Source organism: Streptomyces atroolivaceus (assembly GCF_000717025.1).
GTDB lineage: Bacteria > Actinomycetota > Actinomycetes > Streptomycetales > Streptomycetaceae > Streptomyces > Streptomyces atroolivaceus.
Window position 1 is genome coordinate 127627 of record NZ_JNXG01000009.1, and the last position, 23992, is coordinate 151618.

The 23992-nt window shown below is 70.8% G+C and carries 18 protein-coding genes; 8 read left to right on the plus strand and 10 right to left on the minus strand.

Going from position 1 to position 23992, the window contains the following annotated elements; translation table 11 throughout:
• Positions 1–38 precede the first annotated feature (38 nt).
• The gene (locus tag OO67_RS19170; protein ID WP_244300263.1) at positions 39–1328 is read right to left on the minus strand and encodes an aspartate kinase; all 1290 of its coding nucleotides are present in this window, start codon (positions 1326–1328) and stop codon (positions 39–41) included.
• Positions 1329–1799: 471 nt separating this feature from the next.
• On the opposite strand from OO67_RS19170, the gene OO67_RS19175 reads away from it, so the two are divergent.
• Positions 1800–2261 (plus strand): SRPBCC domain-containing protein, encoded by a 462-nt coding sequence (locus OO67_RS19175; protein ID WP_033301964.1) that lies wholly within the window; start codon positions 1800–1802, stop codon positions 2259–2261.
• A 247-nt stretch (positions 2262–2508) separates the two neighbouring features.
• Here OO67_RS19175 and glpK read toward each other — a convergent pair whose 3' ends face one another.
• Entirely contained in the window at positions 2509–4026 is a 1518-nt protein-coding gene (gene glpK / locus OO67_RS19180) for a glycerol kinase GlpK (RefSeq protein ID WP_033301967.1), read from the minus strand.
• Positions 4027–4053: 27 nt separating this feature from the next.
• The gene (locus tag OO67_RS19185) at positions 4054–4899 is read right to left on the minus strand and encodes an MIP/aquaporin family protein (protein WP_033301969.1); all 846 of its coding nucleotides are present in this window, start codon (positions 4897–4899) and stop codon (positions 4054–4056) included.
• 447 nt (positions 4900–5346) lie between these two features.
• Here OO67_RS19185 and OO67_RS19190 point away from each other — a divergent pair, with 447 nt between their 5' ends.
• The 5 genes from OO67_RS19190 (at position 5347) to allB (ending at position 11737) form a co-directional block, all read left to right on the plus strand.
• Positions 5347–6858, plus strand: coding sequence for a cryptochrome/photolyase family protein (locus tag OO67_RS19190; protein ID WP_033301971.1), 1512 nt, complete (start codon positions 5347–5349; stop codon positions 6856–6858).
• Between the two features lie 201 nt (positions 6859–7059).
• The gene (locus OO67_RS19195; RefSeq protein ID WP_033301972.1) at positions 7060–7677 is read left to right on the plus strand and encodes a TOPRIM nucleotidyl transferase/hydrolase domain-containing protein; all 618 of its coding nucleotides are present in this window, start codon (positions 7060–7062) and stop codon (positions 7675–7677) included.
• 391 nt (positions 7678–8068) lie between these two features.
• The gene (locus OO67_RS19200) at positions 8069–9577 is read left to right on the plus strand and encodes an NCS1 family nucleobase:cation symporter-1 (RefSeq protein ID WP_033301973.1); all 1509 of its coding nucleotides are present in this window, start codon (positions 8069–8071) and stop codon (positions 9575–9577) included.
• Between the two features lie 23 nt (positions 9578–9600).
• Complete coding sequence (locus OO67_RS19205) at positions 9601–10326, plus strand: aspartate/glutamate racemase family protein (protein ID WP_033301975.1); 726 nt, start codon at positions 9601–9603, stop codon at positions 10324–10326.
• A 73-nt stretch (positions 10327–10399) separates the two neighbouring features.
• Positions 10400–11737 (plus strand): allantoinase AllB, encoded by a 1338-nt coding sequence (allB, locus tag OO67_RS19210; RefSeq protein WP_033301978.1) that lies wholly within the window; start codon positions 10400–10402, stop codon positions 11735–11737.
• A 22-nt stretch (positions 11738–11759) separates the two neighbouring features.
• Here allB and OO67_RS19215 read toward each other — a convergent pair whose 3' ends face one another.
• From OO67_RS19215 to OO67_RS19230, 4 genes are all read right to left on the minus strand, one after another.
• Complete coding sequence (locus tag OO67_RS19215) at positions 11760–13052, minus strand: vWA domain-containing protein (protein ID WP_208861051.1); 1293 nt, start codon at positions 13050–13052, stop codon at positions 11760–11762.
• Positions 13049–14350: an AAA family ATPase gene (locus OO67_RS19220; protein ID WP_033301981.1), complete on the minus strand. Its 1302-nt coding sequence runs from the start codon at positions 14348–14350 to the stop codon at positions 13049–13051. Before OO67_RS19220 ends, OO67_RS19215 begins: the two co-directional genes overlap by 4 nt.
• A gap of 92 nt (positions 14351–14442) precedes the next feature.
• Complete coding sequence (locus OO67_RS19225; RefSeq protein ID WP_033302220.1) at positions 14443–15852, minus strand: hypothetical protein; 1410 nt, start codon at positions 15850–15852, stop codon at positions 14443–14445.
• Positions 15853–16007: 155 nt separating this feature from the next.
• On the minus strand, positions 16008–17078 hold the full coding sequence (locus tag OO67_RS19230; RefSeq protein ID WP_033302222.1) for a glycoside hydrolase family 43 protein: 1071 nt from the start codon (positions 17076–17078) through the stop codon (positions 16008–16010).
• 857 nt (positions 17079–17935) lie between these two features.
• Between OO67_RS19230 and OO67_RS39035 the strand changes: the two genes are divergently transcribed.
• Positions 17936–18691, plus strand: coding sequence for a hypothetical protein (locus tag OO67_RS39035; RefSeq protein ID WP_033301983.1), 756 nt, complete (start codon positions 17936–17938; stop codon positions 18689–18691).
• 95 nt (positions 18692–18786) lie between these two features.
• Here OO67_RS39035 and OO67_RS39335 read toward each other — a convergent pair whose 3' ends face one another.
• From OO67_RS39335 to OO67_RS35745, 3 genes are all read right to left on the minus strand, one after another.
• Complete coding sequence (locus OO67_RS39335) at positions 18787–19872, minus strand: pentapeptide repeat-containing protein (protein ID WP_208861052.1); 1086 nt, start codon at positions 19870–19872, stop codon at positions 18787–18789.
• Between the two features lie 282 nt (positions 19873–20154).
• Positions 20155–20385 carry a hypothetical protein gene (locus tag OO67_RS19245; RefSeq protein WP_033301985.1) on the minus strand — a complete coding sequence of 77 codons (231 nt, stop codon included), beginning with the start codon at positions 20383–20385 and terminating at the stop codon, positions 20155–20157.
• 491 nt (positions 20386–20876) lie between these two features.
• Positions 20877–21500 (minus strand): hypothetical protein, encoded by a 624-nt coding sequence (locus tag OO67_RS35745; RefSeq protein ID WP_051709556.1) that lies wholly within the window; start codon positions 21498–21500, stop codon positions 20877–20879.
• A gap of 750 nt (positions 21501–22250) precedes the next feature.
• Between OO67_RS35745 and OO67_RS19255 the strand changes: the two genes are divergently transcribed.
• Positions 22251–23816 carry a pectate lyase family protein gene (locus OO67_RS19255; protein ID WP_033302230.1) on the plus strand — a complete coding sequence of 522 codons (1566 nt, stop codon included), beginning with the start codon at positions 22251–22253 and terminating at the stop codon, positions 23814–23816.
• Positions 23817–23992: the final 176 nt, after the last annotated feature.

The window sequence follows — 23992 nt, forward strand, 5'->3', positions numbered from 1 at the left end:
TCGCGTTTCGACGGTGGTCACGGCTTGGAGTGGTGGCCTCAGGGGCGGGGGGAGAGACTGCCGGCCATCGCGCCGGCTTCGGCGTCCAGCCCGAACTCGCTGTGGAGCAGCCCCACCGCGCGGACCGCCTCGGCACTGGGCACGGTGACCGAGACCCGGAGCTGCGAAGCGTTCAGTGAGCGGGCGTCGATGCCCGCGCCGGTGAGCGAGGCGAGCAGCCTGGACGCGTACTCGGGGCGGCTGAGCAGGCCGTGGCCGACGATCGAGACCTTCGCCACCTGGTCCTCGACCTCGATCTCCCCCCGCCCCCGGCCCGTCGAGGTGAGGTCGGAGAAGGACCTGCGGATGTCGGCCGCGTGCGAGTGGTGCACGGTGAGTCCGAGCGAGTAACCGCCGCCGGGAGCTGAGGAGACCGTGGTCATGTCGGCGGGGATGGACTCCTTGGCCAGGAACTGGAACACGGCCGGGGACGGGTCCGGAGCGTTCTGGGTGCGTAGGGTGATCCGGGCGACTTCGGTGTCGTGGACGACGGCCATCACCGCGGTCCTGTCCTCAAGCATGTCGTTTCCGTCTCGTCGATGGATACGGGTGCCGGTCTCCGTGGACGTGGAGCTGCCCACGAGGATGTCGACGTCGTACAGGGCGGCGAGTTCGACGGCGCGCGAGTGCATGACCCGGGCCCCGGCGAACGCCATCTCGGTCATGACGTCGATGGCGATGTCGGGCATGAGGCGGGCTCCGGGAACGACCCGCGGGTCGGCGGTGAACACCCCCGGGACATCGCTGTATATCTCGCAGTGACCCGTGTGCAGCTCGGCCGCGAACGCCACGGCCGTGGTGTCCGAACCGCCACGGCCCAGCGTGATGATGTCGCCCTCGGCTGTGACCCCCTGGAAGCCCGCGACCACCACGGTCCGGCCGGCGTCCAGGAGCCCGCGGAGTTCCTCCGTGTCGATCGCGACGATGATGCCCGCGCCATGGGGGCCCGTGGCGAGAATGCCGCTCCGCGCACCGGACAGGGCTGTCGCGGGCGTGCCCGTGTGCTGGATCGCCATGGCCATCAGCGAGGCGGACGCCGTCTCCCCGGTGGCGAGCAACTGGTCGAGTTCGTGACCCGCAGGGCTCGGGTTGATGTCGCTCGCCCGGCTGAGCAGGTCGTCGGTGGTGTTCCCCTGGGCGGAGACCACGACGACGACCTGCCGGCCGGACCGGGCCAGCGCGCTGACCCGGTCGGCCACCTGACGTATCTGCGCCGGTGTGGCCAGCGAACTGCCACCGTACTTCTGCACCACCACGTCGCTCGTGGGACCGCTGCCTTGCGAAGTCACGCCGTGCCTCCCCCCACTTCGTCGGACCCGGTTGCCCGAGTGCTGCGACGAGCTTCCAGGAAGGGGGTATTGACCTCGTGTCTCCGCCGCACCGCCAGGCTATTGAGCCGGTATCGACAGGCGACGGCGGTCGCCGCCCGCCCGGGCGATCTCGATGCGCGGGGCGGGGCGCGTCCCGCGACCGATGTCACGGCGACGGCCCCTGTGCCGGAGCGGTTGTTGCCGAAGGGTGCCACAGCGGGGCAGCCGTCCGTCCGGTCTCGGCTGCAACTGGTCGACGGCATACGATTCCGTGTCCGTACCGGTGTTCCGTGGCGGATGTACCCGTCGAGTACGGGCCGTGGTGCCTGCCGGGTCCACGACCTGTCCCACCGGTTGCAGCGGAACGGCACCGGGCACGCCTGCCCGGCAAGGCCTGAGTGCCGCGGTGGGCGGAGCACCCGGAGGCACGCCCGGTGCTAGGGTCGCGCCATGCCACGTACGGACAGGGCGTCGCGGGTGATCGCTGTGCCACCCGATCGCGTCTGGGCCGCACTCGTCGACCGTGATGCGCTCATGGCCTGGCTCCCACCAGCCGGGATGACCGGCAGGTTCGAGCGGTTCGATGCCCGGCCGGGCGGGTCGTACCGGTTGGTGCTGACCCATTCCGACGCGTCCGGCTCGCCCGGCAAGGCGACCGCGGACTCGGACATCGTCGAGGCTCGCTTCGTCGACGTCGTTCCCGGCGTGCAGGTCGTGCAGGCGGTGGACTTCGTCTCCGACGATCCCGCCTACGCGGGCACGATGACCATGACCTGGGGAGTCACCGCCGTCGAAGTGGGGACGCGCGTCGACATCGTCGCCGAGGACGTCCCGGACGGCATCTCCGCAGAGGACCATGCCGCAGGTCTCGCCTCTTCCCTGGCCAACCTGGCGGCCTACGCGGAGCGGTAGCGCCCTGGTGCCGGGCGGGGGCGGGGTTGGTGTCCTCGCACCGGGACCGGCTGAGGGGTCGGCCCGTTGCTGCGTCGAGCTTGCGGTGACAGCATGCGACGCGTGTCCGACAACGAGGATGACATCGGGGCTCTGCCTGCCGGGCGTGCCGGGATCCGACGGACGCGCCGCTGGCGCGCACGGCCTCGAAGGGCTGAGAGCGCGCGCGGCACACCTGGAGAACTGACCCGGTGCGAGGCGCCTCGGTTCAGGGGACGTCGACCCAGTCGAGTGTGCGCTCCACGGCCTTCTTCCAGCCCGCGTATCCGTCCGCTCGCTGTTCCTCGGTCCACCGGGGCGACCACCGCTCGGATTCGTGCCAGTGGGTGCGCAGCTCGTCGGTGCTCTGCCAGAAGCCCGTTGCCAGACCTGCCGCGTAGGCGGCGCCGAGCGCGGTGGTCTCGGCGACGACGGGTCGGCTGACGGGGACGCCGAGGACGTCGGCCTGGATCTGCATGCAGAGGTCGTTGGCGGTGACGCCGCCGTCGACCTTGAGCACATCGAGATGGACGCCCGAGTCCTGCTCCATGGCTTCGACCACGTCGCGGCTCTGGTAGCAGATGGCCTCCAGGGTGGCCCGTGCCAGGTGTGCGTTGTCGTTGTACCTGGCCAGGCCGACGATCGCTCCCCGGGCGTCGGAGCGCCAGTAGGGGGCGAACAGACCCGAGAACGCGGGTACGAAGTACATGCCGCCGTTGTCCTCGACCGTACGGGCGAGATCCTCGCTCTCGGCCGCGGTCGTGATGACCTTCATCTGGTCGCGCAGCCACTGCACCGCGGAGCCGGTCACCGCGATGGATCCCTCCAGCGCGTAGACCACGGGGCTGTCGCCGAACTGGTACGCCACGGTGGTGAGGAGACCGTGCTGGGAACGGACCAGCTCGGTGCCGGTGTTCAGCACCAGGAAGTTGCCCGTGCCGTAGGTGTTCTTGGCCTCGCCGGGTGAGAAGCAGACCTGCCCGACCGTGGCCGCCTGCTGGTCGCCGAGGACGCCGCCGATGGGAATGGCGGCGCGCAGTGGCCGCGAGGTGCGTGTCGTACCGAAGGCCTCCGGGTGCGAGGAGGGGTTGATGGCGGGCAGCATCGCCCGGGGGATGCCGAAGAAGCCCAGGAGCTCGTCGTCCCAGTCGAGGGTTTCGAGATCCATCAGCATGGTGCGGCTCGCGTTGGTCACGTCGGTGGCGTGGATGCCGCCGTCGGGGCCGCCGGTCAGGTTCCACAGGACCCAGGCGTCCGTGTTGCCGAAGAGGGCGTGGCCCTTCTCCGCCGCTTCCCGGACACCGTCGACGTTCTCCAGGATCCACTGGATCTTCCCGGCGGAGAAGTAGGTGGCCGGCGGCAGCCCGGCCTTCCGGCGGATGACGTCGCCGCGGCCCGTGCGTTCGAGGTTCGCCGCGATGGCGTCGGTCCGGGTGTCCTGCCAGACGATCGCGTTGTAGTACGGCCGCCCGTTGCGCGGGTCCCAGACCACCGTGGTCTCGCGCTGGTTGGTGATCCCGATCGCCGCCAGGTCGGCAGGGGACAGGCCGCCGTACCGCAGCGCGTTCTGCATCACCGAGTTGGTGCGCTCCCAGATCTCCACCGGGTCGTGCTCCACCCAGCCGGAGCGAGGAAGGATCTGGGCGTGTTCCAGCTGGTGCTTGGCGACTTCGTTGCCGCCGTGGTCGAAGATCATGAATCGGGTGCTGGTGGTTCCCTGATCCACCGCACCGATGAAGTCCGCCATGATGTGCCGCCTCTCCGGTCGGTGCCGTCAGTCCTCGGTCGTCGGGACACGTCCCGGTGGCTCGGGTTCCGCGGACGGCAGGAACCGGCCGACGAAGCCCTTGTACAGACCCGCGCCGAGCAGCCCGCCGACCAGCGGGCCCACGATGGGCACCCAGAAGTACAGGTTCCCGTACTGGTCCCGCCATGCTCCGCCGTACCCGGTGATGAAGCTCGCCAGACGGGGGCCGAAGTCACGGGCCGGGTTGATCGCGTAGCCCGCGTTGGTTCCCCAGGCCATTCCGATCGCGACCACGACCAGGCCGATGACGAACGGGGCGAGGTTCGCACCCGGCGGTGTGTTCAGCATGTCGGTGATGGCCATGATCAGCAGGAGCAGGATGGCGGTGCCGATGACCTGGTCGCGGAACGCGCCCCACTCGTGAACGGGCAGAGCGGGGTTGCCGTTGGCGGGCAGTGTCGAGAACACCGTCTGCGTCTTGACGGTGTGCCCGGGGTCGGCCTTGGCCAGTGCCTCGCTGTAGTTCCAGCGCACGAGGAGGGCGGCCACGAACGCACCGGCCGTCTGGGCGAGGGCGTACGGAGCCACCTTGCTCCACGGGAACCCCTTGAAGGCGGCGAGGGAGACGGTCACCGCGGGGTTGAGATGGGCCCCGCTCAGCCGCGCCGCCACGTAGACACCCAGGGTGACACCCAGGCCCCAGGCCCAGGCGATGCTGTCGTGGTCCCCGAGTCCGCCGGGCGGATCTGTCAGAGCCCCGCCTGCCGCCACCTGGGCCACCACACCGCACCCGAAGAGAATCAGGATCATGGTGCCCGCGAACTCCGCTGACAGCTCGCCCAGCAATCCGGACCCCGCACGCCGCTCAGCCATGGAAGCTCGCCCTCCGCCGGCCGTGCCGGCCGTCGACTACCCAGCAATACGAGCAGGCTAAGGTCCCGCGTATAAGACCGCATATCAGGACGAATCGAACGGGTGGGTCCTGAGCGGCGGCACCGCGGACGCCTTGCAGGGGTGCCGGGCGCGCAGCGACGTGCCGCAGTGTGCGGTCGGATCGGCCACAGGGTGCGTCGATGCGGAGGCCCACACGAGGTCGGGCGCGCCGAGGGCCGCGCGGCCCTCGGCGCTGCCCCACCACCAAGCGGTCGGGCCACCCGGTGCGGCAGCGGTGTCCGACGCGCCGGGGACGGCTCGGTGAGAACGCCGGCGTCCGGCGTGTGCGGGACTCCGTCCGCGTCCTCGTGCGCTTTGATCTGTGGGGGAGAGCGGCGCCGCGTCGCGCGGTGTGCCGACCAGGCAGTCGTCAACGGAGCGCTCGGCATGACAGATGAAGAGTCCGCCACCCCTCACTGGCTGTTCGGCGATCAGCTCGGCCCGCATTTCGTCGATCCGGCGCGAGGCGGACCGCGTCGGGACGCGCCGCTGCTGATGATCGAGTCCCGCAGCGTGTTCCGACGCCGGCGGTTCCATCGGGCCAAGGCCCACCTGGTCCTTTCGGCGATGCGCCACAGAGCCGCCGAGCTCGGTGACCGCGTGCGGTACGTCAAGGCGGACACCTACCGTCAGGGTCTGCGCGAGGCGGTGGGGGACACCCCGGTGACCGTGCACCACCCCACGTCCCGGGCGGCCGAGGCCTTCGTGCGTGCGCATCCGTCCGTGCGCGTCCTGCCGGCACGCGGCTTTCTCGTGACGCACGACGAGTTCAGGACGTGGGCGGACGGCCGCGGGACGAAGCACCTCCGTCAGGAGGACTTCTACCGGTGGGTCCGCCGGACGCACGACCTGCTGATGGAGGGCGACCGCCCCGTCGGAGGCCGGTGGAATCTGGACCACGACAACCGTCAGCCCCCGCCACGCGGTGCCAACGGCCTGGGAGTTCCACCGCCCTACCGGCCCCGGGAGAGCGACATCGACGCCGAGGTGCGGTCGGACCTCGACCGCTGGGCGCGTGACGGAGACGTCGAGTTCGTCGGCGGGGACGGGCCGCGCGGATTCCCCGCCACGCGCCGGGAGGCACTCGCGGCGCTCCGCCGCTTCGTCGAGCACCGGCTCGCCACGTTCGGGGCGTACGAGGACGCGGTTCTGGCCGGTGACGCGACGATGAGCCACAGTCTGCTCTCCTCGTCCCTCAATCTCGGTCTCCTCGACCCCGCGGAGTGCGTCGAACGGGCGGAGGCGCGATGGCGGTCCGGCGATGTGCCGCTCAACAGTGCCGAAGGATTCGTGAGACAGATCGCCGGTTGGCGCGAGTTCGTCTGGCACGTCTACTGGTACCTCGGCGCGGAGTACCGCACGAGCAACGCCCTGGGACATCACGAGGGAATGCCGGACTGGTTCACGGAACTGTCCCCGGACGCGACCGGGGCGAACTGCCTCTCCCACGTCCTGGGGCAGGTCAGGGACACGGGCTGGACACACCACATTCCGCGTCTGATGATCCTGGGCAGTTTCGCTCTGCAGCGGGGGTGGGATCCCCGGGCCGTCACCGACTGGTTCCACCGCAGCTTCGTCGACGGCTACGACTGGGTCATGGTCCCCAACGTGGTGGGTATGTCGCAGTACGCGGACGGGGGCCGCATGACCACCAAGCCCTACACGTCCGGAGGCGCCTACATCGACCGTATGAGCGACTTCTGCGGCCCCTGCCGCTACAAGCCTTCCGTGCGGGTCGGCGAGGATGCCTGCCCGTTCACCGCCGGGTACTGGAATCTCCTGCACCGCCACCGCGCCCGTTTCGAGCACAACGCGCGGATGACCCAGGCGGTCCGGGGGCTGGACCGTCTCCGCGACCTCGATGAACTGCTGGAGCAGGAGCGCGACCGCCGGGACTGAGACCCGAGACCCGCCATCCCGCGTTCGGTGACGAGGGGGCGCCGAGCTCCGCCCACGGCGTGCAGAGGCTCGCGCATCCGGGCGCCTGTCGCGGATCGCGTCGGGCACATCCGGTCCAGCGCCTGTTCGGCGGGCCCGGGCTCGCCCGCCACCGGCGGAAATCTCCTTTCGCGCGGGCAGGGAGTGGCGGAGACTCGTCACATGGCTGACATGGGGTCGTTCCGGGAAGCGGTCACGGCGTGGGCGGCCGGCGGCCCCGGTGAGCCCGTGTACGAGCTGTCCGGGCAGTTGTCCGTCAGGACGGCCGTCCTGCTCGAAGGGCCGAGCGACGTCGCAGCGGTCGGAGCGCTGGCGGCGAGCCGCGGCCGGGACCTGGAGACCGAAGGAATCTGCGTCCTGTCGATGGGCGGCGCCATGAGTGTCGGTCGGTTCACAGGTCTCCTCGGTCCGCCCGGTCTCGGCCTCCGCCTCGCAGGACTGTGCGACGAGGCCGAGTACCCCTTCTACGCCCGTGGCCTGGAGCGGGCCGGCGCACCGCGGCAGGGGTTCTTCGTCTGCGCGGCGGACCTGGAGGACGAGCTCATCCGCGCACTGGGTGCGGCACGCGTGGAGGAACTCGTCGATGCCGAAGGCGACCTGCGGGCCCTGCAGACCTTTCTGAACCAGCCCGCGCAGCGTGGCCGTACCCCTCAGCAGCAGTTGCGGCGCTTTCTCGGTACGAGGAAAGGGCGCAAGATCCGCTACGGCCGCGTCCTGGTCGAGGCTCTCGGCCCTGACCAGGTGCCCGCCCCGCTCGACGGTCTGCTCGCCGGCCTCTGACCGCCGGGCGAGGTCACGGGCGTCACCGGCAAACGGTTGTGCGGGGGCCGCTCCCGGCGGGTGTCCGGGCAGGCGCGGGATCCTCCACGCCCTGGGCGCCCGGCTCCGGTGTGGGACCGTGCCGTCCGGCCGCACCCTGGTCCGTACCGCCTGACCTCGGATGTTGCGCATCCCGTGCAGGTGCTGTGTCCGCATCGAAGTCGCGTGCCCGTAACCCTTGACGCTGGGCTTCGGTGAAAACTACGTTTTGGTTTGCGGAAATCAACTTCCACCTTGTGGAAACCTCTGAAACCTCTCTCGGTCGCCGGGGCCCGTGGGTGCGCAGCCTTCTCCGAAGTAGGCCATCGACAGGCCTTGTTGCGGCCCCTAGCGAATACTCGAGGGTCGATCGATGACTGCTGTGGAGGACCGGCCGCCCGAGACGGCCGCCGATGGCACCCGAGCCGACGGGGGCACCGGAGCCACCAGCTCCGTCCTGTACACGTATGACCTGGCCCCGACGAAGAAGCAGGGACGCCGCTGGGGCGCCTACAACGTCTTCACGCTCTGGGCCAACGACGTCCACAGCCTCGGGAACTACGCCTTCGCCCTCGGCCTCTTCGCCCTCGGCCTGAACGTGTGGGGCATCCTGGCGGCCTTCGGGCTCGCGTCGGTGCTGCTGTTCCTGCTGCTGACGCTGTCCGGGTTCATGGGGCACAAGACGGGCGTCCCCTTCCCTGTCATGAGCCGCATCGCGTTCGGCATCAAGGGCGCGAAGATACCGGCCGCCGTCCGCGGCATCGTCGCCATCGCGTGGTTCGGCATCCAGACCTACCTCGCCTCCGCCGTCCTGAGTACCCTCCTGATCGCGATGTTCCCCGGCCTTCGCGGGCTGGACTCCAACTCCCTGCTCGGTCAGTCGACCCTCGGCTGGATCTCCTTCCTCGCCCTGTGGGCCCTCCAGCTCCTCATCGTGAGCTACGGGATGCAGATGATCCGGAGGTACATGGCCTTCGCCGCGCCCACGACCCTGGTCACCATGCTCGCCCTCGCGGTCTGGATGTTCGTGGAGGCGGACGGATCGATCTCCCTCTCCGTCGACGCGCCGCTCACCGGCGGCGCCATGTGGCTGCAGATCCTTCAGGCCGCCGCCTTGTGGGTGGTCATCTACGGGACGTTCGTGCTGAACTTCTGCGACTTCACCCGGTCGGCCAGGAGCCGAGGCTCGATCGTCCGCGGCAACGTGACCGGCATCCCGCTGAACATGCTCTTCTTCGCCGTCATCGTGGTGGTCCTCAGCGGCGCGCAGTTCAAGCTCGACGGACACGTCATCACCAGCCCCACGGACATCGTCCGGACGATCCCGAACATGTTCCTCCTGGCGACCGCGTCGCTCGCCCTCATCGCCCTCACGGTGGCGGTGAACCTGCTGGCCAACTTCGTCGCGCCGATCTACGCGCTCATCGACCTCTTCCCCCGTCGGCTGAACTTCCGCCGGGCGGGCGTGGTGAGCGCGGTCGTCGGGTTGGTCATCCAGCCGTGGAACCTCTACAACAGCCCGGTCATCGTGAACTACTTCCTCGGTGGGCTCGGAGCTCTCCTCGGACCGCTCTTCGGCGTGATCATGGCGGACTACTGGCTCCTGCGCAGGTCCCAGGTCAACGTGCCGGACCTCTACAGCGAGGATCCGCAGGGCGAGTACCACTACAGCCGCGGATTCAACCCCCGCGCCGTCGCGGCCTTCGTCCCGAGTGCGGCTGTCGCCGTCGTCGTCGCCCTCGTGCCCTACTTCCACGCCGCGGCCGGATTCTCCTGGTTCGTGGGCGCGTTCCTCGCAGCCGTGCTGTACGCGATCGTCGCGGACCGCTCCAGGCAGATCCGGGACGTCGACGGTGAGGCCATCGCCGTGGCCGCCGAATGAACCACCGAACCGAAGGCCGACACATGCGCATCCTCGTCGTCAACGTCAACACCACGCAGTCGATCACCGACTCGATCGGTGAGCAGGCGGCCGCCGCGGCCTCGCCCGGTACCGAGATCGTCCCGCTGACCCCCTCCTTCGGGGCCGAGTCCGTCGAAGGCAACTACGAGAGCTACCTCGCCGCCGTCGCCGTGATGGAAACGGTCCGCGCCCACCCGGAGCCGTTCGACGCCGTCATCCAGGCGGGCTACGGCGAGCACGGCCGGGAAGGGCTGCAGGAACTGCTCGACGTACCGGTCGTCGACATCACGGAGGCCGCTGCGAGCACCGCCCAGTTCCTCGGTCGCACGTACTCCGTCGTCACGAGCCTCGACCGTACGGTCCCGCTGATCGAGGAGCGTCTCCACACCGCGGGTCTGAGTGCGCGCTGCGCCTCCGTGCGGGCCAGCGGGCTCGCCGTGCTGGATCTGGAGCGGGACGAGGAGGCGGCTGTCGAGGCCATCGTCGAACAGGCCGCCCGAGCTGTGGAAGCCGACCGGGCGGAGGTGATCTGCCTGGGGTGCGGTGGCATGTCGGGCCTCACCGAACGCGTCGTCGAACGTACCGGGGTCCCCGTCGTCGACGGCGTGAGCGCCGCGGTGACGATCGCCGAGTCCCTGGTCCGTCTCGGGCTCACCACCTCGAAGGTGCGCACGTACGCGCCCCCGCGTCCCAAGCGGATCGTCAACTGGCCGCCGCAGGCGCGTTGAAGCGGGCCGGACAGGAGACGCGGGCCGGTCGTCGGTCCCGCACGAAGAGCACGATCGGAAAGGGAGGGCACCCGTGCCCGACGTACAGCTGGTGTTGCGCTCGACGCGCGTCATCACCCCCGAAGGGACGCGCCCCGCGTCGATCGCCGTCGGCGGCGGAAGCATCGTCGCGGTCCTGCCGTACGAAGCCGAGGTGCCGGCCGGCGCCCGGCTGGAGGACGTCGGTGACGACGTCGTACTGCCTGGTCTCGTCGACACCCACGTCCATGTGAACGACCCCGGACGCACCGAGTGGGAGGGTTTCTGGACCGCCACCCGCGCGGCCGCCGCCGGTGGCATCACCACCATCCTCGACATGCCCCTCAACTCGCTGCCGCCGACCACCACGGTCGAGCACCTGCGGGTCAAACAGGAGGTGGCCCGCACCAAGGCACACGTCGATGTCGGGTTCTGGGGCGGTGCGCTGCCCGACAACGTCAAGGATCTGCGGCCGTTGTACGGCGCCGGTGTCTACGGCTTCAAGTGCTTCCTGTCGCCCTCCGGGGTGGACGAGTTCCCCGAGCTGGACCAGGACCAGCTCGCGACCTCCCTGGCGGAGATCGCGGGCTTCGACGGCCTGATGATCGTGCACGCGGAGGACCCGCACCATCTGGCGGCGGCCCCGCAACGGAGCGGCGGAACGTACGCCGACTTCCTCGCCTCCCGGCCACGCGACGCCGAGAACACGGCGATCGGGAACCTGATCGCCCAGGCCCGCCGCCTGAACGCCCGCGTCCATGTGCTGCACCTGTCCTCCTCGGACGCGCTGCCACTGATCGCCGCCGCCAAGGCGGAGGGCGTCCGTGTCACGGTCGAGTCCTGCCCTCACTTCCTCACCCTGACCGCGGAGGAAGTCCCCGACGGGGCGACCGAGTTCAAGTGCTGCCCGCCGATCCGGGAGGCCGCCAACCAGGACGCCCTGTGGGAAGGGCTCGCCGACGGGACGATCGACTGCATCGTCTCCGACCACTCGCCCTCCACCGCCGACCTCAAGACCCCCGACTTCGCGACCGCCTGGGGCGGCATCTCCTCGCTGCAGCTCGGCCTGCCCGCCATCTGGACCGAGGCGCGCCGCCGTGGCCACGGTCTGGAGGACGTCGCCCGCTGGATGTCCGCGGCGCCCGCCCGGCTCGCCGGCCTGGACAGCAAGGGCGCGATCGAGCCCGGCCGGGACGCCGACTTCGCGGTCCTCGACCCCGAGGCGGCCTTCACCGTCGATCCGGCCGGGCTGGAGCACCGTAACCGGGTCACCGCCTACGCGGGCAGGACCCTGCACGGTGTCGTCACCTCCACGTGGCTGCGCGGCGAGCGCATCCTCGACCACGGCACCCTCACCGGGCCCATGGGCCGCCTCCTGGAAAGGAACGGCTGACATCTCCCCGGGGCCGTCCCGCTCAGCCGATGGTCACCACCCGCGCCCACGCGGGCGGCCCGCCCGGTACGTACTCGGGATCGGACTCGTCGTAGGACGAGTGCCCGTGGTGCCTGCCGAACAGGCCCACCACCGTCCGGCACGGCGGGCGCCGGGACGGCCAGGGGGTCTGACCGTCGGTCAGCATCACCACGACGTCCGGGCGGGGGCGGGATTCCAGCGCACGGGTGAACCCCGTGCGCAGGTCCGTCCCCCCGCCGCCGAGCAGCTCGACGCCCTCCGCACCGCCGCAGAGGGGGCGGACCCGGCCCGCCGCCGCGTCGCACGGCAGTACGCCGACGAGGTCGCGCCGGCCGCCCACGGCCCGTGAGATCGCGGCCACCTCCAGCAGTGCGCTGCCCAGCTCGGCGTCGCTGACCGACCCGGACGTGTCGATCACCACGACGACCCGCGCAGGCCTTCGCCGCAGGCTCGGCAGGACGGCGCCGGGGACCGCCGCGGAACGGCGCGCCGGCCTGCCGTACACGTAGTCCTCGCCCGTGCCCGGCGCGGATGCCGCCGCCCGCACGGCCGCTCCCAGCAGCTCCCGCCAGGGCTGTGACGGGTGGAACGCCTCCTCGGCCCACCGCCGCCACCCCGCCGGCGCGTTCCCCGGACGGCCGGTGATGCCCTGTGCCACCCGGAACCGGACCGCGTCCCGTTCCTGCGTGCTGAGCCCGTGCGCCCCGTCCGGGCCCAGGTCCCAGGGGCGCGGGAGGCCGTCCGCCCCGCTGCCGCACTCCAGCCACGCCAGGTGGGCGGTGTGCGGGCCCAGCCGGAACTGTCGGAGGTAGTCCTCCATCAGCTCGCCGTCCTCGAGTCCCAGTGACGCCGGACGGACAGCGCCCTCGGGCGCCACCAGACGGTCGCCGAAGATGTCGTCGTTGATCTCGCAGTCGGCCGCGATGTTCATCCGCAACCGCTCCGCCGGGCCGGTCAGTTCGTGCCGGTGGGCGTAACGGTCGCTGCGCCCGTGATGGTCACGGAGCAGGTGCGACACCTCGTGGACCCATACGCCGGCCAACTCCTCCACGGGCATGCGGTCCACGAAGGCGGGCGACACGTAGCACCGCCAGTACGGGTCGACCGCCATCGTCGGCACGCTGCGGGACTCCACCGGGTGCAGGGCGAACAGGGCGGTCGCCAGGTACGGCCGCACCCGGGCGGCCTGAAGGCGGGCGGCGAAGAGCTTCCCCGTGTCCAGCGTGCTCTCCGTGACGTCGGGCCGACGGGCGTGCCGGGGCGTGGCAGCCCGGCCTGGAGCCGGCGTGCTCATCGGGCCGCCCGTGTCACGGAGAGGGCCCGGGCCTTCGCCCGGTCGGCCCGCTGCGACACGGACACCGCGCCGGCGAGGCCTTCGATCGACACCGGCACCTCCCAGTCGTCGCGGCGCAGGGTGGCGAGCGTCGTCGCCGGAACGACCAGCAGGTCCGGAGCGCCGGTCTCCGCCGCCTTCGCCAGCAACGCCCAGGCGGCATCCCACCGGTGCCGCTCGGGGCGCGCGCGGACCGCGGCGACCACCGCGTCCAGCGTCGCCTGCCGCAGGTCGCCGCGGACCGGCAGCTCCGCGCCACCGGGATCGGCCAGCAGGTCCTCAGGGTCCGGCAGGTCCATCCTGTCCAGGTAGGCCAGGAACTCCAGCCCGGGGCCGTCCCCCACAGTGCCCCTGACCAGCATGGACAGGACGTCGCGCGAAGCGTCGGCAGCGGTCGCGAAGGCGGTCAGGCACAGCGCCATGTCCCAGCTCCGTGGCGACGGCCACGCACCACCGCGCTGCGTCTCGCCCGACGGCAGCCGGTGCACGAGGGCGGGTCGGGCGCCCAGCAGCCCGCACACCGCACGGCGCGCGAACGCCACGGCCTCGGGCAGCCTGTCGGCGTCCAGGGCCGGCAGCGTGGCCCGGGGCCATACTCCGCCCAGGCCCCGCACCACGACATCGGCGTCGTGGACCCACTTCAGGTGGACGAACCGGTTGGCGAGCGGCGGACTCAGCTCCCAGCCGTCGGCGGCGGAGGACCGGGGATTGGCGGCGGCCACGATCCGGACACCCGGCGGCAGGCGCAACGCGCCGACCCGGCGTTCGAGCACGAGACGCAGCAGTGCCGCCTGCACGGCCGGCGGGGCGGTGGACAGTTCGTCGAGGAACAGCAGTCCACGGCCCGCCCGTACGAGCCGGACGGCCCAGTCCGGCGGTGCCATCGGGACGCCGTCGGACTCCGGGTCCTCACCGATGACGGGGAGACCGGAGAAGTCCGACGGCTCGTGAACGCTCGCGATCACCGTGGTCAGCGGAAGGTCCAGGGTGGTGGCGAACTGGGTGAGCGCAGCGGTCTTGCCGATGCCGGGCTCGCCCCAGAGCAGCACCGGAAGGTCGGCCGAGACGGCCAGGGTCAGGGCCTCCAGCTGCGGGTCCGGGCGGGGAGCTGTGGTCGTGTCGCGCAGCAGGGCCAGCAGCGCGCCGGACACGTCGAGCCGTGGAGCCTGAGCAGCGGGGGGAGCCGGGGCGTCGGACGGTGCGGTCGTCGGTCCGGTTCCGGAGCGTGGGGTCCGGGCGAGCGAGGCGTACGTGGTCATGGGGCATCACCTGTGGGTTCGTCAGAAGGCGGTCCGTGCCCGGGACGAGGGCACGCGAGGGGTCCGGAAGCCGGACGGGTAACGGGCTGAGGTCAGCGGGAGGACGCCTGCCGGGGGCGGGAGCGGTGGGTCGTCGGGCCGGAAGGCGTCCGGGCGGGCGGAACCCGCCCAGGTCCCGGCTGGGTCAGACCGGCCCGGAACAGGCCGTGCCGGACCCTCTGCCGCGCGGCGTCGTGCAGTGCGTCCCGCAGGTCGCCGTCCCGCAGGTGCGCCTCGGCGCCGAGCATGCTCTCGACCAGGGACAGCGCACCCGCCGCGTCGCCGTGGGCCAGCCGGTCACGTACATCGGTGAGGCAGTCCGGCTGCCGGTGCGCCACGTCGATGACCTGGAGGCAGGGGAGGGGTGTACCGGTGAACGCGGCGAGCAGTTCCTCCCGCCGGATCTCGGCGGGATCGTGGTCCAGCGGGCTCAACACCCCATCGACCAGGCCGATCCGGTGCCGGGCGCCACGGCAGTCCACGACGCGGGGCACCGTACCGCCGTCCGTCACCGGGGCACGGACGGGCTCGGGGGCTACGGGCCCCAGAGCCGCCGCGACCAGAGGGTGCAGCCGGTCGGCGGTGATCCAGCCGCTGCGCAGCAGCTCCAGATCGGGCAGGACCCACGTGGCGGCGTCGGGCAGGACCGGAAGTCCCGCGCAGGCGCCCGCCGGTGCGGTCCGGGCGGACCGCACCTCAGGCGCTTCGCCTCCCGTCCCCGGGCCGGCCGAGGAGGTGTGCACGTCCAGGAGGAGACGGCGCCGGGCGCCGGTCCGGACGGCGACCCGGCCTTCGCCGCCACGCCCCTCCGCACCCAGCAAGAGCGCCGCCTCGGCCGCCCACCGGCCGAGTGCGAACCTTCCGGGTTCCGGCAGGGGCGGCGCCCAGCGTGGCACGGGGCGTTCGTCCGGCAGTCCGGCCCCGGAACGGGCGCGCAGTTCATCGCTGCGGCTCGCGTCCCACAGGTGGCGGTGAAGATCCAGCCGGAAGCGGCGGTCAGGGGGCCGGTAGCCGCGAGGCCCGGTCCCGTACCCCGGTGGTGCCGCGCCGTCCCACACCGCGAGGCTGAGCCGCTGCCCGGCGTCCGCCCACGCGGGAGCGGTGCGCACGACCAGGTGCACGGGGCGCGGGCGCCCCGGGTCGTCGTAACGGGCGAGCGTGATGGTGGCACCGGATCTCAGGAAACCGTGGGGTGCGGTCCTGGGCATGTGCCACCGCAGCAGATCGGGCGCAAGCCGGCGCAGGTCCGCCCGGAGGCGGCTGGCCACGTCGCTGCCGTGGGCTCGTCCGACGGTACGCAGGTCGAGGTCGACGTCGAATCCGGCGGCGGCGCACGCCCCCGCCCAGTCACCGGCGGTACGCCGGGCCGTCGCGGTCTCGGTCATGAGGGGCGGCACGGCGATCTCGCGCACGCGCAGCCAGAAGGAAAGGCGGGAATCCTCGAACGCGGTCCCGGTGAGCATCAGCACTCACCTTGCGCGGTCGGGACCCCCGATCTGCCGGCACATCGAATAGTCATCGGCGGGAGCGTAGCGCGGAGCCGTGCGGAGGACCACACCTTTTCCGTCCCCGCCCGGCAGTGACCCGAAGGCGCCTGCCGGGCGGCGGCCTTGTCGTGTCACTCGAAGAACTTGAGGCTCCAGCCGGTGTCGGTGGGGGAGCCGGGGACGTCGGCACGGCTGTAGGTGACGTCGCCCCACCAGCTGAACGTGCCCGTGTACCAGTACCGGTTCGCCCACGAGTACGGCGTGCCCTTCGGGACCGCGTGGAACATCAGGGGGAACCGCGGGCCGGCGGGAGGGCTCGTGCCGATGTCGCCGTCGAGCAGGACGAAGCTGTGGTGGCCCGGTCCGTCGACGTGGAGGGTCGGGTCCCAGCCGGGCATCATCGTCGCGCGGGCGGAGCTGAACAGGCAGCCGTTCGACTTGTACCAGTCCCATACGTACGTGGGGTCGCCGCCGGCCCGGAGACGCAGGTCGGCCAGACAGTACCGGTCGCTCCAGCTGCCGTTGGCGGAGTAGGCGATGTGCAGCTGCCCGTTCGGGTCCCTGACCGCCTCAGGCGCTTCGTTGACGAAGGGGTTGCCGACCACCCGCTCCCAGCTCTCCCGCGGCTGCGAGATGACGTACCGCGCACCGGTCGGGGTGGTCGGGCTGCTCATCCGGCTGATGTAGAGGTTCTGCTCGACGTCGGTGTCGCCGGCCCAGCCGGACCAGACGAACCACCGCTGCCCGTTGAAGGTGAACAGCGTGCCGTCGATGGCCCACTTGTCGTCGGCGAGCGCGAGCTCGGTCCCGGCGGTGTATCCGCTGTCGGGTGCGGCTGAGCTGATGACGTACATCCGGTGGGCCGCCCCCCGCCCGGCCGCGAAGTAGACGTAGTAGCGGCCGCCGTCCCTCACGATCTCCGGGGCCCAGACCTCGCCGAGGCCGCGGGTGTCCGACCAGATCTGGCGAGCGGGGGCAGAGGCCAGGGCAGCCGTCGACGAGGCCTGGCGTACGGCGATGCCGCCCCCGGCCGACTGCACCGAGACGTACGTGCCGCCGACGCGGATCACGCTGGGATCCGCGGCCCGGAGACCGGTTCGGTCCGCCTGTGCGGGCTCGGCGGACGAGAGGGACATCGCTGCGGCGAGCACGACGGACAGCGCGAAGGCGGCGATACCCGAAAGGCGACGAGGAGGCTTCATCATCCCGCTCCATGGTCGGCCACCGTGCCGGTGCCGCACCGGGGCAGGGCGGTCGGCACGGCAGGCAGGGGCTGATCAGGAGTGCGCCGGAGACGGCCGCGGTGACGGCTCGGCCGCAGCGTCCTCCCGCTTCCCACCGATATGTACATCGATGCAAAGAGCGCTCTCTCAGCATTGCGATTGATCCTGCTCATGTCAACGACGCGGAGTGGATGGGTGTGGTGCGGCGACCATCTCGCCGACGGGCCGAGGCGGGGTGGGCGCAGATCGGCTCGTGACGTCGACGCGCGACCGGCACCATGAATTCACATGGGTTCAGATGGAACAACTCCCGCCCGAACGGCTCCTTTCGGAGTGTGGGGCGCCCGAGTTGCGGGAGGTGACGCGGGGGCCAAAAGTGGTTATATCTCCGTGGTTACCACGCCGTCGCGCCCGTTGAATGGTGGATTTCCGGACCTCGGGCCGAAACGAGCGGATCCAGGGCGGACTACGCGTCCCGAGCATCTGGAGCCATCATGCCCAAGACCTCCCGACGGCACCTCGCCCGCCTTGTCGGCGCGTCCTGCCTGGCTGCCACATTCACCCTGCCAGGTGTGACCGCCGCTGCGGCAGGGCCTGATGCCGTCGCCGGTGCAATGACCGCGACACCGGCCGAGCCCACACCTCCACCGCCGCCGAGCCCGCCCGACCCGCCACCTCCACCGCCGCCCCAGCCGCCGAACCCGCCGCCGGAGACCCCGCCGCCCGCGGACACGCAGCCCGCCACGCCGCCCTCCGGCGAACCGCCGCCGTCGGACGTCCCACCACCCCCGGACGGGACGACGCGACCGGAAGAGTCCGGGGAGCTGAAGGCGGAGGTGGAACAGCGGGCGGCGCAAGCGCCGGAGGAGGTGAGGGAAGAGGTGACGGAGACACTGACCAGGATGATGGACCTCATCGAGGATCCGGATGCGACGCCGGAGGAGCGGGCCACCTACGTCGATATCGTGGGAGGGATCACCTCGACGCTGAAGGCGATCCAGGATCCGGATGTGACGCCGGAGGACCGGGCCGCCTTCATACGGATCGTGAAGGCGATGACCGCGGCCCTGTACCCGCCACCGCCGTCGCCGGAGCCGCCCCAGTCGCACGCGCCGCAGGGGCCCAAATGGCTTCTGGGGGACATGGGGAAGGCCGGCGCGGGGCTGAAGGCGCTCCACGACCCGCAGTCGACGCCGGAGGATCCTGAGGATCGGAAGAGGGTCCAGAAGACCATCGAGCAGGCCTGCGACGCGATGCGGACGGCCCGGGACCCGGAAGCGTCCCGGGAGGAGCGGGAAGAGGCGCTCAGGAAGGTGAAGCAGCGGATCGAAGCGCTCAGCAATGCCCAGTACCTGGCGTTGATGAAGGAGATCAAGCGGTACAAGCCGTCGTCGGAGTGCGTCGAGACGGTCGAGAACCGAACGCGTCAGGTCGGTTGGGCGGACGGATCTCTCTGGGGTCTCACCGATCCGTCGTGCGCTGCGGCGCTGGCTGCGGGGGCCAGTCAGGAGAGCACGCGGTGGCACGCGCTGTGGGTGTGCGTGCAGCGGGACCCGTTCTCCTCGTGCATGGACCACATCCCCGAGGACTGACAGGGCGAGGCCATGGGCGGCCGCTCCATGCCGCGACCTCAGCCGTCGGCAGGTCCCTGGCACGCAGCCCGAAGGCGGGCGAGGGGGGAGTGACCTCAGCGCTGCGAGGGCGGCAGCCCTCGGACTCCCTTCAGTTTCGCGCCCGTGAGGCGCGCATCCGTCAGAATGGCGCCGGTCAGGTCCGCGCCGGTCAGGTCCGCCTCGGTCAGGTCCGCGCCGGTCAGGTCCGCGACGGCCAGGTTCGCATAGGTCAGACGGGCGCCGCTCAGGTTAGCGCCGCTCAGGTCCGCCCCGGTCAGGTCCGCGCCGTTCAGATTCGCCGTGCGGAATGTGGTGCGCTTCAGGATCGCGCTGCCCAGGACGGCCCCGTTCAGCTCCGCGCCCGTCAGGCGCGCGTCGGTCAGGTCCGCACTGGTCAATTCCGCCTTGTTCAGATTCGCGCCGGTCAGGTCCGCGTCGGTGAGAGAGGCGACCGACAGGCGCGCACCGGCCAGGCTTGAGCTGCGGAGGACGGTTCTGGTCAGGTCCGCGCTGCTCAGGTCCGCGCCGTTCAAGTTGGCACCGGTCAGGTCCGCCTCCTGGAAAATCATCCCGGCAAATCTGCTGCCGCCGTGCCCGGATCGCAGTCCCCTCAGATCGGTGCGATTCACGTCCAGTACGAATGTCTCCACGGCGAGCGGCCGTTTGGCCAGGACGCCCATGGCCGCCTCGATATCGGTGGGCAGGGAAACCGCCGGCGACGCGGTCTGCTGCTTTCTGGCGCCGGCTTCCGGCAGGGGGGCATGCCGCCGCACGTACGCGGTCAGGACGGAAACGACTGTGGGGTGGTCGCGGACGGAGTCCTGCATGATGCGCTCCAGGCCGTAGACGCCCCCCAGGCGCACGTCCACGGAGGCCGATCCCAGGTTGGTGACCGCGGCGTTGAACCGGTTGGTGATCTGCCCCTGCTCGCTGATACGCAGTTGCTTGTTGGCCTGCCCCACCTGCATCCAGGTGAACAGCAGTGCAGCCAGAGCAGCCAGTCCCGGCAAGCTGACCACCATCAGTCCGAGCCAGTCCAGCCGGCCACGGGCCTTGGGGCCACTCGTCTCGGCCTTACGTCTTCGTTGCCGGCTTCGGCGCCCCGCGGTGCGCCGAAGTGCAAGCCGTCGGAGCTGCCGTGCGCCGAATTCCTTCTTCACCGTCCCCATGGCACGCCATGGAGCGGATACACCTATGAAGCCACACCGCCAGGACACACGAACGGGCGCGCACAAACCGCAGTGCGCGGCATGTACGCGAAGCGTCGTGAAAACCACCGACCTGATGGCCGTTACTTCTCCGAGCCGGTTCTCTCATGGAAACCGATGAAGGGCGGCCCAGGGCCCCGCCGATTGCGTCTCGTCATGTCGGCGACCCGCCGCACGCCCCTCCTCGAGGCTCTCGGTCCCGCTCCGGAGGGGCTTTCCGCGATGTACGCGGCGCTAGCGGTACATGAATGTCGGAATCAGGCCGTTCTCATGGAAACCGGTGATGAGTTCGCCGGCCTCGCACTTCGGTGCGGCGTTCGCGACGGCCATCACATCGTAGGGGCTTCCGTAGTTGCCCATCCAGTGCCACTGTCCGGTCGCCCGGCTGTCGGCGATGCGCTTCTTGAGCTCGACACCCTCGTCGGCGGAGAGCGCTCGATCAGTCGGGATCTCTTGCGTGGTCATACAAGTTTCCTTTCACGAGAGATTGCATCGTCCATGCCAGGATCCGCCTTGTGCACCCGATTCGCCACTCCGGAACTGGCGTTGGGCGCGTGTGTGCGGAATTGGGCACACGCCCCAGAAGGCGGCCCGCCCGGTCGCGAATTCGGCGAGGGGCGGCAACGAATGGCACGCGTCGGCCTGATGGATCTGTCAGCGACCGGTAGGGGCCACGGTTCAGAACCCTGGTCCTGGACCCGCTGAACACAGCGCCGACAGGCCGGCTGCCGGTGGCTCGCGTCGTCCGAGGCCGGATTCCCCGACGCCGGGACCGGCATGTGACGGCACATCAGGACGCCGCATCCGCAGCGCCCCGCGGGGTGGCGATCGAGCTGCTGAAGGCCCGCTCGGACCTGGGGCGCGGCGGTCGGCGGGGTGAACCGCGCCGCCTCTCACCGGCGGGAGGCGCCGCTGAACGGGCTGTCCCGTGATCCCCGGCGGGCGCAAGACGACAGCTACTGCCCCTCGCCGCGTTGTCGGAACGCCCGAATACATCCAGTACGCGGACGTCCCTCCGCCTTGCGATGCACCGCATCTGACGCCGTGCGCTGATCCACCAGGGATGACGGGACAGCCCTTGGGCCGCCGCCGGGGCAGGTCATCCTTGCGGTGACCGGTTCCGTGGAACGCGCCAGGACGACGAGGCCGGGGTGACCCTCCGTGTCGCGGCAGTACGGGGCGTCGTGGTGGATGAGGTGGGCGGTGGCCGTGAGCGCGCTCAGACGGAACAGCAGTGTCGGGTCCGGCTGGAGGCGGAGCCGCCAGGGCGCCTCGGCGCCGGGTGCCGTGCGGTCGTCGTGCACGGCGGTCCTGCGCCGCGCGGCGCGGTGGGCCGGCCCGTCGGGGGTGCGCTGCCGCGCCGGTGTCGTCTCGTATATGCGGGAGGAGACCGGATCCAGGTGCCCTGCCCGGTCTCCGTCTCCTTCGCGTTCCGCCGGCCATGCGTCCAGGTCGTCGATGAGCCGGTCCAGGCGCGGATCGTGCGGCTCCCGGTCGACCGATCGGTCGCGGGCGAGGTGCAGGCGCGCCGTCCCGGGGTCGTCGCAGTCGGCGTTGCTGTCCCGTATCCGCTGCGGCATGACGTGCGGATCCAGCGCCTGCGTCAGGATCCCAGGAGTCGCGCTCCAGCCGTGACCTCAGCTCGCTGACACCGAGACCGCGCATCCGGTTCAGGGTGGCGACCACCTCGGGTGGCAGGAAGAGCTTCTCGCCGCCGGCCAGTTCGGCGGTCCTGCCGCGGTATCCGCAAGCTCCTGGAATCCTCCGACCGGCGGCGTGAGCCGAGCCGGGGAGGTGCTGTGGTTCGTCATGGGGCAAGGCTCCAACCGTGACGCAGGGCCAAGGTCGCCGGGCTCACGCACCGCATCCCGGAAAGCCGAACGCTCTTTGTTCCAGGGGGCATTGCTGCCGCGCATCGCACGGCGGAGCCCGATTCCGCAAGTGTCATGAACCTTGTCAGTTTGGCGGAGGGCGCTCTATTGTCGCGGACAGAAAGCGCTTTCCCCCTCCTGGGTCCGTCCGGTGGAAGCGTCCGTCGCGACGGCCATCGCGACGGACGCGCATGAGCCGCCGCCGGCCTGGCCCAGGGCTTCGTCCAGGACGTCGACGGCAGTGGAACGAAGGGTGTGCGACACCGGTTCGCCGCTGCTGCCGACAACCTCGCACGTCCGGGCCGGGCTGATTCCGCCGGCTCGACCGCTTCGAGAAGTACAGGCACAACCGGCCCGCGGAGGCTGCCCGGTGACAGACCGGCGGCCCCGGTGGCCTCGCCGTTGCGACCGCGGCATGGAGCAGCAACACAGCATGTGAAGATGAATGGGGACACGAAGATGAGACGACCAGGCGCACTGCGACTCAACGCCGCGCTGGCCACGTTGGCCGTGGCGGCCGCGACCGGTGTGGTGCTGACGATGCCCGAGGCGTCGGCCGCGGTCACCGGCAGTGCCACCGGCTATGCGACCCAGAACGGCGGGACCACCGGCGGTGCCGGCGGGACGACTGTCCGGGCCACCACGGGTACCGCGATCCACGCGGCCCTGTGCGGCCGGGCCAGCAGCAGTACCCCGATCACCATCGAGGTCCAGGGCACGATCAACCACGGCAACACCGCCAAGGTGTCGGGCGAGAGCTGCAACACGGCCGCCGGTGTGATCGAGCTCAAGCAGATCAGCAACGTCACGATCGTCGGTGTCGGCAGCGGAGCGGTCTTCGACCAGCTGGGCATCCACATCCGCCAGTCCAGCAACATCATCATCCAGAACGTGACCGTCAAGAACGTCAAGAAGTCGGGCTCGCCCACGTCCAACGGCGGCGACGCCATCAGTATGGAGAGCGACGTCCGCAACGTCTGGGTCGACCACACCACCCTCGAGGCGTCGGGCGGTGAGTCGGAGGGGTACGACGGCCTGTTCGACATGAAGGACAACACCCAGTACGTCACCTTGTCCTACAGCACCCTGCGCAACTCCGGCCGCGGTGGCCTCATCGGGTCCAGCGAGTCCGACGTCTCGAACGGGTACGTCACCTTCCACCACAACCTGTACGAGAACCTCGACTCGCGCGCACCGCTGCTGCGTGGCGGCATCGCGCACATCTACAACAACCACTACGTGAAGCTCAACGAGTCGGGCATCAACTCCCGGGCCGGCGCACGTGCCAAGGTGGACAACAACTACTTCGAGGACTCCAAGGACGTGCTGGGCACGTTCTACACCGACGCGGCCGGATACTGGCAGGTCAGCGGCAACACCTTCGACAACGTGACCTGGTCGGCGCCGGGCAGCGACAACAAGCCCGCCGGGCCGAACCCGACGTCCAACACCACCGTCAGCATCCCCTACTCCTACAAGCTCGACGGGGCGAGCTGCGTGCCGGGGATCGTGGCCGAGACGGCGGGCGCCAACAAGGGCCTGAAGGTGTCGGACGGCAACTGCTCCCCGCAGACGCCGACCCCGACGCCGGACCCGACGGACCCGACGCCGGACCCCACCGACCCGACGCCGGACCCGACGGACCCGACGCCGCCCGCGGGGACCAACCTCAGCATCGGCGCGGGCGCCGACGGTTCCAGCAAGGCCAGCGGTTCGAGCTACGGCAACGTGCGTGACGGTGACATGAGCACCTTCTGGTCGCCGGCCGGTTCGACCGGTTCCATCTCCGTCAAGTGGGGAGCCGCCACCTCCGTCTCCAAGATCAACATTCGCGAGGCGTCGGGCTCCACCGGCAGCATCGGGTCCTGGAGGGTCGTCAACGGCGACACCGGTGCCGTCCTGGCCTCCGGCAGCGGGGCGGGCGTCATCGCCGTTCCCAAGACCTCGTTGAAGAAGATCACCTTCGAGATCACGGGCTCGACCGGGACGCCGAAGGTCGCCGAGTTCGAGACGTACGCCGGATAGCGGCGCGGTTCCGGCTGGACCCCCGGAGTCCTTCCGGGGCGGTGAAGAAGCGCGAGGCGGCACGCCGGACCACGGCGTGCCGCTGAAACGCCCGTGACGGGGGCCGTCGTACGCGACGGCCCCCGTCACGGTGTGCACGGACACGCTTCTCGTCCCGGGCCGGGCAGCCGCGACCC

Excerpts from the sequence above, each read along its gene's own strand:
- OO67_RS19175 (WP_033301964.1), top strand. The coding sequence starts at position 1,800 with ATGCCACGTACGGACAGGGCGTCGCGGGTGATCGCTGTGCCACCCGAT.
- glpK (WP_033301967.1), bottom strand. The coding sequence starts at position 4,026 with ATGGCGGACTTCATCGGTGCGGTGGATCAGGGAACCACCAGCACCCGA.
- OO67_RS19185 (WP_033301969.1), bottom strand. The coding sequence starts at position 4,899 with ATGGCTGAGCGGCGTGCGGGGTCCGGATTGCTGGGCGAGCTGTCAGCG.
- OO67_RS19190 (WP_033301971.1), top strand. The coding sequence starts at position 5,347 with ATGACAGATGAAGAGTCCGCCACCCCTCACTGGCTGTTCGGCGATCAG.
- OO67_RS19195 (WP_033301972.1), top strand. The coding sequence starts at position 7,060 with ATGGCTGACATGGGGTCGTTCCGGGAAGCGGTCACGGCGTGGGCGGCC.
- OO67_RS19200 (WP_033301973.1), top strand. The coding sequence starts at position 8,069 with ATGACTGCTGTGGAGGACCGGCCGCCCGAGACGGCCGCCGATGGCACC.
- OO67_RS19205 (WP_033301975.1), top strand. The coding sequence starts at position 9,601 with ATGCGCATCCTCGTCGTCAACGTCAACACCACGCAGTCGATCACCGAC.
- OO67_RS19215 (WP_208861051.1), bottom strand. The coding sequence starts at position 13,052 with ATGAGCACGCCGGCTCCAGGCCGGGCTGCCACGCCCCGGCACGCCCGT.
- OO67_RS19220 (WP_033301981.1), bottom strand. The coding sequence starts at position 14,350 with ATGACCACGTACGCCTCGCTCGCCCGGACCCCACGCTCCGGAACCGGA.
- OO67_RS19225 (WP_033302220.1), bottom strand. The coding sequence starts at position 15,852 with ATGCTCACCGGGACCGCGTTCGAGGATTCCCGCCTTTCCTTCTGGCTG.
- OO67_RS19230 (WP_033302222.1), bottom strand. The coding sequence starts at position 17,078 with ATGAAGCCTCCTCGTCGCCTTTCGGGTATCGCCGCCTTCGCGCTGTCC.
- OO67_RS19245 (WP_033301985.1), bottom strand. The coding sequence starts at position 20,385 with ATGACCACGCAAGAGATCCCGACTGATCGAGCGCTCTCCGCCGACGAG.
- OO67_RS35745 (WP_051709556.1), bottom strand. The coding sequence starts at position 21,500 with ATGCCGCAGCGGATACGGGACAGCAACGCCGACTGCGACGACCCCGGG.
- OO67_RS19255 (WP_033302230.1), top strand. The coding sequence starts at position 22,251 with ATGAGACGACCAGGCGCACTGCGACTCAACGCCGCGCTGGCCACGTTG.